We start from the raw sequence: 12,323 nt of genomic DNA, 5'->3' as shown, positions 1-12,323 counted from the left end.
CTAAAAGGTAAAATCTTTACTAAAATTGAACGGTTTTTTGACTCTCTAAGTGACGCGTTGGCGACATAGACATGGTCACTCGATATACCTCTCTAAAATCTAATTGCAATTCAGTAACATACACATCATCTACAGCATAAGCACTCATCACTTTAGCGCCGCGAATAACGCCCGCTACCGAAGCGGCTAAACGCTCGTTCCCTAACACCATATCGCTTACCGTCGCCGTGCTATCAATGTGCTGTCCATATACTTGTTCAGACAGCTCACGATAAGCATCCAACTTAGAGGCTTTCATTGCCCGCAACTGCTTAGAAGACAAATCGGCTCCTCGCTGTTGGCTGATGGGCGCGTAGCCTACTGCGTTCACCACAGTGAAGTCGCCTGGTGGCTCGTACGTCCACTCAACTTTTTTCACTTGAGTGGTTGGAGTACATGCTAAAAGCAGTAAAACGGATAAACTTAAAAACCAAGATCTAAAGTACAGATTGTTCATGACGCTCCAAGCTCCCATTAACGCTAGTCACTCGAGGCGAGGTTGCCCCCGCTATGTTTGGTACAAATTGATAGGCCGCCGATACCACCTCTTGGCTAGAGAGTTCGACTAAACGCATATTAACGTGCCGGCCTGATGTAGTGCGCTGGAAACTCCCCACCACTACGTAAGTAATTTCCATTTCTTTGCGCAGTAATTCAGCGTCACGCGACAAGGAAAACTCGCCATAACCAGGGTCCATTTGTAGACGGCCAGTTAAACGTGGCTCTACCATATTCACCCCTTCTCTAGACAAAGCGGCAAACATTGCCTCGGCCACTTGCCGCCCAAAACTATCACTGGACTGTAAGTCATCTAAATCAACTACCGTGCTAACGGCCACTGAATCGCTTTCGGTAAGATCTAAATTGTCGGTTAGTTGCCGAGAAAGGTTATCTACATGTACATATAAAGCAGCATCCTGTTGCTCTCTAGGCTCAACATAAGGATAATTTGAAACATGATGTAAGCTGGTATTGCATCCTTGAAGCGTAACTAGCAAAATAATTAATGTCGTAAAACGCATATCAATCTCCTCCGACTTACGCCTTACCAAGCAATAACCATTCCAGTCAAAAAAATAACGTTTATCTTTAGGTATAGTTATTGCTAGTTAGTGAGCAGGAGGGCCTTATGAAACAGTTCATTTTTTATATTGGCATGCTAATTAGCCTGTCAACTCACGCGGTATGGTACGAGGCCAAAGGCCAAGCAACCATCGTGAACAACGACATGGAACAAGCTAAAAGCGTGGCTACACAAGACGCAGTGAAGCAATTGCTATTGTACTCAGGCGCATCGGTAACAAGCGTAAGCCAAGTAAATGGTGGTCGCTTAACTCTCGATCAAATTGAAGTAGTGTCTAAAGGCTCGTTACATAACTTAAAAGTATTAGAAGAAGGCAACCACGGCCAGCAGTACTATGTCATTTTGCAAGCCGATGTATTTCCAGCGGCTAGTCAGTGCAAAGCCAGTGGCTACAGTAAAAACATGTTGCTATTACCCCCTTTCCTAAAGCAACAACACCAAGTAAGAGTGGGACAATTACACGAAATCTCACCCGCAGTTGAACAGCGCGCTTACGATATAGCACGCGAAGTGGGTACTCAGTTCAACGTAAAACATCCGCCTAAACTGCCCCTTAACTATTACAAACCTGGCGAGCACAATTTTAAAGGCATTAAAGACGTGGCTGATCGCTATGGCGCTCAATACTTACTCGGTTTAGAAATTGAAAACATATCTTTAGACCAAGAACATAAGCCCAAGTTTATTAATTTATCTTACCCGCAACGTTACTTTGTAATGAATGTGCGAGTGTATAACGCCATCGACTTAGAAGAGATTTATAACAAACGATTCTCAGTAAATGCCCCTTGGGAGTTTGATGCCAGAGAAGTGATTTCTCCCTACTCCGCCGAATTTTGGTTATCAGCTTACGGGCAAACCTTAAACAGCACTTTGCAGCAAGCTATTTCTGAAGTAGACGCCCTACTCGCTTGTCAACCCTTGCAAGGTAGCGTAGTGAAAGTATTAGGCCCAGATCGTTGGCAAATTAACTTAGGCAAAGCCAATCAGCTAAATAAGGGTATGCTGCTTAATTTAATTCATCAAAATTACCACTGGGGCAATTGGGATATCCCGCGACAAGAGCAAATTGTGGCCGACAGCATGGTACAAATTGAGCAGGTATATCAGGACAGTGCCATTGTGGTGGCGCTAGACCCAACAATGGTAGCTAACATTCAGCTTGGTGACTTAGTGAGCAAACAGTAAAGCTTTGCTTTTCATCAAGTTAAAGCTGAGTATAATAACAAACCTTGCTACTAGATTAGCAGCAAGGATTGTTACGTCCCCTTAGTTCAGCTGGATAGAACAAGGACCTCCTAAGGGCGACATATTCTAAAAAGTTATAAATATTTGCTAATACTATTAATTAGCACTAGCTAATTATTTCTTTATTTATCAGAAACTAAAGAAACCTTCTGATTATTGCCTGACCATATATTAGTAATAAAAAATAAAACCCAACCTTTAAAAAAGTACTATTACACGTACTATGGTACTATGAGATGTACTAAATTGGTCTACAAAGAGGTTTTCGGCAAAGTGGTAAAACGCTCAAAATTCATACCCGATTTTAACTCTAAAGCACTCGTTGAGTTTGTTGATAAAGATGAGTTTAACCTTCCAGTTTTGCTTGGTAATCCACTCGCTTGCAATCCAGTGGATTTGACTAAGCAGAAAAAGGTAAAGCGCGTGGCCTTTTCTGACAAGCTCATAGCAAAAATACCACTGCTTACAGAGCCACCTAAAAACACTCAAATTTTTGTTGAACTAATTGACGATGAATGCAGCGCAGCTAATGCGTATTTGCTTTTACGCATCACACATAAAGAGAAAGCCTTCTACATAAAAACCAGAAGAACGAAAGATACTCCTGGCGCATGTAGAAAGATTGCCGTCTGGCAACCCAGAGAGCGAGGCGGCAAAGGAAGCAGACCACCAGCAGGTTATCTGACAACTGTTGATGCAAGGAAAGAATTCAACAAGCTGTATGACGAGCTGTCAGTTCAAACAGCAGAAGCTCGCGAAGTCGGAGACATGACGATTCGCGATTACGTCACCACACTGTATGCAAAAGATCGAGAGAACTACAACTTAAAGAGTGGCAAACGGAAAAAACTACAAAAAGGTGCTATAAAGCAAATCATTCAGGGCTTTCCGCTTTGGGTTGACCGCAAAATCAAAGATGTAAAAAAAGAGTGGGTTCAGGAATTTGTCGACTATTGGGACTCTTTGATTGTTATCGATCCTGAAACTAAAAATCCTGTGATTGATCCCGAAACCCAGAAACCAAAATCCACTAACAACAGTGAAACAAGACGTAAGAAGTACACCATCTTCAATGCGATGTTCAATATGTGTGCTAATCGCGGCTATATCGCTAAGAATCCAATTGATGGAGAAATTGGCCGTTTCCCACGCTCAAAGTTCAGATCTGATGTTGATTACGATTATGTCTTTGAAGAAGTTATTGATCATATTTTTCAACGCGAAGACATTAAGGGCTCATTGGCAGGAAAAATAGTAATTGCCACAATGATCCTGTGTGGGGCTAGAAATTCAGAGGTGTATAGAAATTACACTGAAAACTTCGACGTAAAAGCTAGAACTTTATTCATACCTGCGCACATCAGCAAAAATGATGGAGAGCGCAAGCTAAAAATCGATAACGACACGTACTGGAAGTATCTCAAAATCTATCTAAACCTTTATCATTTCAAGAATCAGTTCGGACATATGTTCCCAAGCCTCAAGCGAAACAATCATTCAACTGAAGCTATATATAGGCCAGTTTGGCAATCATTGCAGCCAATACTAAATCAAAGAGGTCGACTCTATGACGTTCGACATACATTCGCTCGCCGTGTTGAACGCAAATTTGGCATTTCTAAAGCTGCTGAGATTCTGGGAGACAGTATAGAAACTGCACATAACCACTATGTGAAGAACAATGATGAAGAGAGATTTGCTGCGATGGAAGCCGTTCAGCAAGATCGATCTTTAAAATCTATTGATAGAAAAGTAGAAGTAACTACCATCCAAACAGCAGTAAGTGTAGATGTAGTAGAAGCAAATGAGGAATTCATGCCGAAGCCAGTTTTAAAACTGTTTAACATGTTTAAGAACGGCAAAAAACTCCCTGCCCCCGGTCAACTTTATACATCCCAGTGGCAGCATTTCGTCGGATTTGTAGCTAAAAAACATGAACGTTCAGCTTTAGGCGAAGAAGTCGAAGACTGGTTAATGATGCAGTAGTTGTGACCAAACAGCTGCCCATGCGGGCTGCATTGGATTTGATATGACAGAAGAAGAAAAGCTCGAGTTTGTTAAGTCTCGTTTTGAAGATATTGACGACGAGGATTTAATAGATGGCGACGAGTTCTTTGACTCACTCGATGACAACGAAGAATAGACTGGCCCTTTCCCTGCGGAGCAGGGCCAACTGGTAAGGTGAAGTGAAGGCTTTACCTTACCAAACTTCAAAAAATCAAATAGAAGCCAACTCGTCTTTGCCAAAAGCAGCTTCAGAGCGACTTGAGTCCGATTCTTGAGTTGTACTAGCTGACTAGTTCAGAATAGTCATATCTAATCTGCTTTACCGCTTTGCTCACATAAAAACGTTGGGATGTCTAAGATGTTGTCCGAAGACAATTCCTGCGATTCTACATGTTCTACTTCGGATTGAGTTGCAGGAGCTGTGTTCGCCCTTGACTCGTGCTTATGTGACCTCTGTGCCCCTGTTGCCATGACCAGTATCTCAACCCCATACTGCTGATCTGGCACAGAAGCAATACCACATACTATGATGGCAAGCGGACTCACTTTATCTCGAATGTTTCCTGTCAGCCTCTCCCAGTTACCCAACGTTATCTGTTCTCTACAGTTCACTTGGATAATCACCCCCGTAGCGGTGTTCAGATCAACGTTATTCACGAGAGGGTTAAACAATGCCTGCTCTAAGGCTGTATCTATGTGCTCTTCCTCTTCACAGTGACCTATGCCCAATACAGCCTCACCAGGGGACCGCATCACTTTGCTGAAGTCATTGAGGTCGATATTCAGGTAGCCTATATCAGTCAACATTTGGACTAAAGAAGTGATGATGCGCTTTAGCATATCGTTGCTGTGGGTAAACGCATCAAAGATACCAACCGTTGCGCCTAATGCTTGAATCAAATTGTCATTTGGAAAAGTCACCAAAGAGCACTCAGTTTCATACATCCTTTCGATTCCTTGTTGCGCGTAGTTAGTGCGCATCTGGCCTTCTGATGCAAAGGGTAACGTAGCAACGACGATACAAGGCTTACCCAACTCATCTGCTAGCTTGGCCAACACAGGGGTACTTCCCGTGCCAGTGCCTCCCCCTAGACCAGTGGTGAGTAGCACAACATCTGCTGATTCTATTATTGCTCTCAGGGTCGATTTGCTTTCTTCAGCGGCTTGTTTACCCACATCAGGATCTGCACCGGCCCCGTAGCCATTGGTAAGCTCTTTGCCAATTAGCACCGATTCACCTTGATTACAGTGCGCTAAGGCTGCTGCGTCTGTATTGACGTTATAAAGTTGAATAGTCGCATTCTGGCCAGGTTCCAGTAACGCCAAAGCATTACAACCACAACCTCCAACACCGATAACACTTACTGTGGGGGTGTTGCCTTCTTGACCCATTATCTCGAACATCCGTTATCCCGATTCTGCTATTAACGGGACCAGTATGCTGAAGGCTACAATTTAAGTGGAGCATTTAATTTGGCCTCCACTTTGGAGTTTTACTAACTATTTTAGGGAAAAGTCGGCTTACTTTCGTTAACGTAATACGAGGTTGCTACTCGTTACGGAGCACTGGTGAGTGACCGTACTAGCAGCAAGCCTCCGGAAAAACATTTCAGTAATTTGCTCTTCTGATGGCAAGCAGTTCATCTCAACTAAACAAAATTTTGGCTAGCACATCTGATCCCATTGATTCCTTTCATTCACTGTCAGCTTCCAAAACAAACTCTACAAAGTTTGCACATAACTTTCCGCTGATCTCTGAACAATAGCTATGGTAGTTGTCAGCTTTCTGTTCATTCCCATAGTCACATACAGATTTAAAGCCAATAAAATCGGGATTTACGTTTGATTGTGTACATGCGGCGTAAACCCCAAAAATTTCCATTTCAATCCCAATGAGTTTTCTATGTTGCTCCTTTAGTTCTGATATTTTTTCAGTATTTGCAATCACAGAAGAGCCTGAAACCATTGGACCGAAATGACAGGTTGGCTTGCACTCAGGTCTGTTATTGTCAGTGTTTTTCCATAGTTCATCCAAAATTGAAGTATCTAACATTTCTTCAAATCGTCCAACCATAGCCTGATTAACAGCTATCTGATAAGGTTCGATAGCAAAACTATCCCCTTTCAATTTACCTGTCTGCCATTCCCACGATGGATTAGCTACAATTATATCCCCTAATTTTACTTCACCCTCAACGCCAGCACAGATTCCAGGCATAAGTACATAACGAGGTCTAATTTCATTAACTACTCTAGACGTAGTAATAGCGCTACTAACCAAGCCCATTCTAGGCAAAATGACTAGAGCAACTTTTTTCTTGTCCTTATTTACAGGCAAATAACTTAACCTAATGTTAACATCTTCCAAGCCTAAAATATTTTGTCTAGACCAGTTAAAACGCTCATCACTAAGTATAGGCTTTGCTTCTTCATCAAGTGCAACGACAATCAAAACGTCATAATTATAATCTAACTGTTGATTTACCTTTGCTATAGTTTCGTACTGATATTTTACTATATCAGCAATATTTCCTGTTCCGTCATGATGATGCAATGTGACGCCAAATTTCTTCAATAGCTCTGAATACTCGCTCTCCAGCTCAGAGTGTTGGGTTATTGCCAAGATTTTTTTTGGTGACTTAAACCAATCAAATTCATTGATTTCCTGAACCAAATTAGCTCCTTCGTTTGGCAATGGTTCTCCATCGTCGTACCTTGGAAGCGCTAGATCTACAAAAGCCACATCATACGTTTTTTTAGCAAAGGCTTTTTGCGCTGAAGATTTTGACTTTGCAATATCAACACTATCCCTAATAGATTCAGGTAAACCAGATAATATGGCTTCTATTTTATCATCACTGTCATCTACTATTATTATATTAATCATCACTTAGCTCTGTAATTGAATCTATTAAACTTTTTTTCCATGCGTCTGATACTACATTAAAATGAATCAGCTCATGAAATAACCCTTCAAATTCGGTCTTCAAGTCATCTCTAATTTGTTCTAAATCTACTTCTTTATTGCCAATGGGAATACTTTCATACTGAGTGATTACTATAACTTTGTTGGATAAATCAAAAAACTCCATATTCCTCAATATTTCAATGCCACCAAAGCCTTGTGGACGACCTCCGGAAGATGCATCCAAATCATATGTAGGAAGGGACATATCAAGTAATACAATAAAATTAGGTTCAAGATCTTCTAAAAACACGACAGCTGAATTAACAGACTTAGCATGTTTAAACTCTGTTTTATCGAAAGCCTCAGTGACACAATCTACAATTTTATTTTTCTTATACTCGTCATCTTCGACAATTAGAAAGTTCATTATAGTTCCTTAAATAATTTCCAAACTTAAAGTTAAATCCACATAAAACTCACCATCGACATATCCAAAATCCATATCATTAGCTTCAGATATAATAGGCATAGCTGCTAACTTGTGAAATCCTGACCCTCCCTCTTGTCTAGACTTCAGTTGATTAGAAGCTATTTCACCTTTGATTTTATTCAACTTTTCATAATCAACAAACTTCTCATCAATCTCATTTTTTACAACCACATTTATTTTTATTGCTTTTGAATTAATACGGCATGGTCTATTAAACAATATTTTTATAGTTGGCTCACACTCTCTACCATGGACAAATATATTAGAAAAAACTATAATAAACGCATCAACTAATAAAGCCAATGCGCTGCTATGAAACTTCAATCCCGTAACTCTTATTTCACTATCTATATTGGGAATAAACTCTTGATATATTCTTTTCGTTCTAGCTAAGGAGATCTCAACAACATCTTCCATCGTGTACATTCTGATTGATGTTTGATCTTCACTTGACATATCAAACCAACCAGATATGTCATCCAGCGTCTTATTCAATTCAGTCCTTGCACTAGCTATTTCGGAGCTCATTGGGTTTACATAACAATTATTTCTTTTAATAAGTGCATCAACCGAAGACTGTAAGTTAAATATCTCATAATTAATCTTATTCTTCAAAAATGATTCTATATATGTTTTAACTTCTTTAGAAGAATGCTCAACTAGTATTAAGAAATATTCAACAATATTCCTTAAAAAGTCATCCATGGTTGTATCTGGCTTTATTGTTCCCTTCAGGATATCTAGTCCACCTTGTGTTATTTGTATTGAAAAAATACCATGAGGCTTATCATCTGACCTTACCTGAATCTGGTTATCCTTAAAATCCTTGATTAGGTTATCAAATTTACCAGAAAATTCGGACAATAGATTATTAAGTTCCTTCAGTGATTCAAAATCAAACAGGTCTTTATATTTATCATGCCAATACTCATTATCTAAGTATTTACCTTGCTGTTCTGAGTATTTTGTTACAAGTTTTCGCCTTTCTAACGCTCCTCGAGACACACCGATCAATCGGCCATGCCTTATCCGCATACTCAAGTAATAGTCTAACCCAAACTCCTGATTTTTTAGAAACATATCACCTAAGTCATGGATCAGTTTTATTAAAATAATGTCGCCTTCATCCATCGGCTTAGTAATTAGTGCGTGCTCAGAAGAACCTTTTTCTTCCTCTAAACCCCTATTCAGCTTTCTGTTCAACATAAGCTCAACAAAAGATTTATATCTATTAAAATCATTGCGATGCTTGTTTTTCGCAACAATTTTAAACCTTTCTTGATCTACAGTTAAACCTGCAATCTCTACTTCATTTAGTCCATCTAAAATGGCTATACTTCGTTCAAGACTATCTCTTTCTTCGATTACTTCTATATCTAGTTTGTGGTCTAGAAGCTTATTACATATAGCTATACGCTCGAGTTTTATTTCTCTTTCACTATTATAAATATTTGCAGCACTACTTATGATCTCAGGTACACATATCTTGTCTAAAAAAAATATATATTTATTTACATTTCCGTTAAAGTGCTCAGGAGTTAGTTCTGACGGATAAACGACATTCACCTCATTCATAAATGATCGCCAACATGCTTTCAAATTAAATAACTGTTTTTCATCATGAATAAAATCACCATACGCTTCTAGGACAATTGCCGCATCAACATACGAGTCAAGATCTTTATAAAAAGTCCATTTTTTATCTTTAATGAAGTTATTTAACTTAAATATCCTACTAACATTTTCATTTAACATATAGGAATCAACAAACAACCTGAACGCTTCAGAAGTATTTCCTTTACCCATTAGAGCATGGAAATTTATTACCAGTGAGTGACTTAATGTATAGTTAGAAAGGTCTATAACGTCTATATTTTCTATTGGTAGGTTAAGATCAATCTGATTCTGAGTTTTCTCAAGATAAGAAATTTTTTCTATTTTATCTGCCAGAAAATCATCTTTTATAAATGTTAGCATGTGAGTATAAATAGACTCATTCGACATTAATCTACCATATATACCAGCAAGATTTTTAACGATATTGACTTCGCTAACATTGAGAAAAACTCTTATCATACACAATAATGAATAGATCTCATCAATATGTTTGAAATTGAAAGAAAACTGAGATAGAAAATTTTCTGAATCATTAAATCCATCATTTTGCTCTACAATATTCCTTACGGCTTGATGGTATCTAGAAATATACTTACCTTGCACTTCGACATCATAACCAAGCATTATTAGTTGGTTATAAACTTGTGGTAGCATAAGGTTGTTATTATTGAAACTTTCTACTTCATCCCAAAAGTCATCATCTAACATCCCATATAATTTTGCTATTCGTTTTATTCTTTTGTCATTTATGTTTAATAGAATTCTAATTGGTAATCTAGTTTGACTCTCATCTAAATCACCTTGAAATTCAATCAATAGCCTTAATATCGATTCATATACATCAATTGAAGGGAGGGTTCCAACGTTTAATATAAAATCGTTAGATGAGATATCTTTATTGATATTGTTAAAAACAAAATATCCAACAATGGAATTTAAATAATTTGAAAACTTATCATCTTCAACGCTTTCAAGAACCTTACTTACCCTGTAGTGGAACTCGCCAACATGGCATCCATCCTCATTCCTCTCACTTATGAGAAATGACAAGTAATAAATAAGGTCGAATTCATCTGAAACATTTCTATCTAAATATATTTTTTCTAAAAACTTTTTGTTTCCTTCGAGTCCATCTACCTGCTGTAAGCAAAAAAACTTTGCTTCAATTAGCCAGACTGACCAACCACATTTAGTTTCAACTTCATTTAGAATATCTAAGGCTCGATAAAAATCTCCTTTCAACAATGCATTTGAATATAAAGACTTTAAGTAAATATATTTATGTATAATGTCCTTTTTACTTTCAATTACGTTACATTGCCATACAAGTTCTTTAAACAAATTATCTCTAGATATAAGAACCACATTATCTACATCTATTAATCTATTTGGTACATAATGAAAAAAACCACCTAACTTCGAATTAATAGTGCTTATTGCTTTAGGAAAGTCACTGATACGACCGATAGTTTTTATTCTCTTGATGCCTGTATAAATCTGGCCATTATCACTTCTTCTTCCCATCATAATCTCTCATTTTAATTCCGTATAACATGAGTTTATCAGCAACCCATTATCAATGAAATCAATGCGTTGATGATCTAGCACTTAGAGTTATAGATAGATTTATCAATAAAGAAAGGCTCAATTCAATCGAGCCCTTTCTATATCTAACTTTTAAGCTGGTGGCTGGCCTTGTTGATCAATTGAAAGAGCGACGAAGGCAGTAATCCCAAGGCTTCCACCAGATTACCCAGCCAACTGACGAGCAGGCATACCTAGCCTGCTCATTTTGTTCAACGCACATACTCCGGCCATTATTTCGCCAACTTGGGCGTTGTAACAACGTAGACTCAACTTGTCATTAAGCAGCTGTTTGAAGCGATACATTGCTGTCTCTGATAACGAACGAAGATGGTAAGCATTGTCGCGCTTCCAGTTCTACAACTCACCTTGCTTTAAGGCCTTCACAACTATATTTCGAGGGTGCCCCGGCTCCCACATTCCTGCATTCTTACGCGGTGGAATTAGTGCTATAGCCTGCTTACGCAGGACTTCTTTATAGCTCTTGCGGGTGTCATAGGCACCATCTGCACTTACCGCTTTCACCTTACGTCGTAGCGGTCGTAATAGAGTGGGCAACACTTCACTATCGTGCACCCAGTCCATGGAAACTTCTGCGCTGACTATCTGGTGAGTCGCAGCATCAACTGCCATATGCAATTTGCGCCACACTCGACGTTTCTCTGCACCGTGTTTACGCACCTTCCATTCACCTTCGCCAAACACTTTTAGGCCAGTGGAATCAATAACAAGGTGAGCCGCTTGGCCTTGGCTAGGTAGGCGATAGTCGACTTCAACTGTCTTCGCTCGTTTGCTGATACAGCTGTAGTCGGGTGATTTTAAGTCCACCTTGAGCAGACGAAACAGCGAATTTATAAAGCCTTCGAGAGCACGAAGAGGCAGTTTGAACACGCCCTTAATCATTAGCGCAGTAGAGATAGCGGTGTCACTGTAAGTTTGGCTGCGCCCTCGACGGCCACTGCGCTCAGTGTTATTCCACTGCTCTATGGCTTGTTCATCCATCCAGAAGGTTAATGAGCCACGCTGCTTCAGTGCGTTGTTGTATTCACGCCAGTTGGTGATTTGCCTTTCGCTTTGCCCATGTTTGTTGACCCGACAGATATCAATACTGATCAGATCCGCAACTGCTGAGTTAGTTCAATCTGATTTAGGAAACAACGCCCAGTCAGAGAACTGTGGGATTTGAAACTGCTAGCACCTCATAGCAGTCAGAGAACTGTGGGATTTGATACTACTAGCACCTCATAGCAGTCAGAGAACTGTGGGATTTGAAACTGCTAGCACCTCATAGCAGTCAGAGAACTGTGGGATCTGAAACTGCTAGCACCTCATAGCAGTCAGAGAAC

Annotated in this window: 8 protein-coding genes and 1 pseudogene; 2 read left to right on the top strand and 7 right to left on the bottom strand. The window is 39.4% G+C overall.

All coding sequences use genetic code 11. From position 1 onward, the window contains the following. Window positions 1-19: 19 nt before the first annotated feature. A complete protein-coding gene (locus Q4592_RS10210) occupies window positions 20-496 on the bottom strand; it encodes an LPP20 family lipoprotein (protein WP_303512515.1) in 477 nt (158 codons plus the stop codon). After that, window positions 477-1,061 carry a FlgO family outer membrane protein gene (locus Q4592_RS10205; RefSeq protein WP_303512513.1) on the bottom strand — a complete coding sequence of 195 codons (585 nt, stop codon included), beginning with the start codon at window positions 1,059-1,061 and terminating at the stop codon, window positions 477-479. Before Q4592_RS10205 ends, Q4592_RS10210 begins: the two co-directional genes overlap by 20 nt. Before the next feature lie 107 nt (window positions 1,062-1,168). Here Q4592_RS10205 and Q4592_RS10200 point away from each other — a divergent pair, with 107 nt between their 5' ends. Then, window positions 1,169-2,311 carry a flagellar assembly protein T N-terminal domain-containing protein gene (locus Q4592_RS10200; protein ID WP_137675079.1) on the top strand — a complete coding sequence of 381 codons (1,143 nt, stop codon included), beginning with the start codon at window positions 1,169-1,171 and terminating at the stop codon, window positions 2,309-2,311. A 333-nt stretch (window positions 2,312-2,644) separates the two neighbouring features. After that, a complete protein-coding gene (locus Q4592_RS10195; RefSeq protein ID WP_303512508.1) occupies window positions 2,645-4,357 on the top strand; it encodes a tyrosine-type recombinase/integrase in 1,713 nt (570 codons plus the stop codon). 330 nt (window positions 4,358-4,687) lie between these two features. On the opposite strand, the gene Q4592_RS10190 is transcribed toward Q4592_RS10195, so the two are convergent. The 5 genes and pseudogenes from Q4592_RS10190 to Q4592_RS10170 all read right to left on the bottom strand — a co-directional run bounded on the left by Q4592_RS10190 (window position 4,688) and on the right by Q4592_RS10170 (window position 12,078). After that, the gene (locus Q4592_RS10190; RefSeq protein ID WP_303512505.1) at window positions 4,688-5,782 is read right to left on the bottom strand and encodes a cell division protein FtsZ; all 1,095 of its coding nucleotides are present in this window, start codon (window positions 5,780-5,782) and stop codon (window positions 4,688-4,690) included. Between the two features lie 289 nt (window positions 5,783-6,071). Next, complete coding sequence (locus Q4592_RS10185; protein WP_303512503.1) at window positions 6,072-7,265, bottom strand: hypothetical protein; 1,194 nt, start codon at window positions 7,263-7,265, stop codon at window positions 6,072-6,074. Then, window positions 7,258-7,713 (bottom strand): hypothetical protein, encoded by a 456-nt coding sequence (locus Q4592_RS10180; protein ID WP_303512500.1) that lies wholly within the window; start codon window positions 7,711-7,713, stop codon window positions 7,258-7,260. Before Q4592_RS10180 ends, Q4592_RS10185 begins: the two co-directional genes overlap by 8 nt. Before the next feature lie 9 nt (window positions 7,714-7,722). After that, window positions 7,723-10,920, bottom strand: a complete 3,198-nt coding sequence (locus tag Q4592_RS10175) for a hypothetical protein (RefSeq protein ID WP_303512498.1) — start codon at window positions 10,918-10,920, stop codon at window positions 7,723-7,725. 222 nt (window positions 10,921-11,142) lie between these two features. Continuing rightward, window positions 11,143-12,078: pseudogene (locus Q4592_RS10170) on the bottom strand (IS5 family transposase). Window positions 12,079-12,323 lie beyond the last annotated feature (245 nt).

Source organism: Agarivorans sp. 1_MG-2023 (assembly GCF_030548385.1).
GTDB lineage: Bacteria > Pseudomonadota > Gammaproteobacteria > Enterobacterales > Celerinatantimonadaceae > Agarivorans.
This window is presented reverse-complemented; position numbering and strand designations above follow the sequence as displayed.

Excerpts from the sequence above, each read along its gene's own strand:
- Q4592_RS10210 (WP_303512515.1), bottom strand. The coding sequence starts at position 496 with ATGAACAATCTGTACTTTAGATCTTGGTTTTTAAGTTTATCCGTTTTA.
- Q4592_RS10205 (WP_303512513.1), bottom strand. The coding sequence starts at position 1,061 with ATGCGTTTTACGACATTAATTATTTTGCTAGTTACGCTTCAAGGATGC.
- Q4592_RS10200 (WP_137675079.1), top strand. The coding sequence starts at position 1,169 with ATGAAACAGTTCATTTTTTATATTGGCATGCTAATTAGCCTGTCAACT.
- Q4592_RS10190 (WP_303512505.1), bottom strand. The coding sequence starts at position 5,782 with ATGTTCGAGATAATGGGTCAAGAAGGCAACACCCCCACAGTAAGTGTT.
- Q4592_RS10185 (WP_303512503.1), bottom strand. The coding sequence starts at position 7,265 with ATGATTAATATAATAATAGTAGATGACAGTGATGATAAAATAGAAGCC.
- Q4592_RS10180 (WP_303512500.1), bottom strand. The coding sequence starts at position 7,713 with ATGAACTTTCTAATTGTCGAAGATGACGAGTATAAGAAAAATAAAATT.
- Q4592_RS10175 (WP_303512498.1), bottom strand. The coding sequence starts at position 10,920 with ATGATGGGAAGAAGAAGTGATAATGGCCAGATTTATACAGGCATCAAG.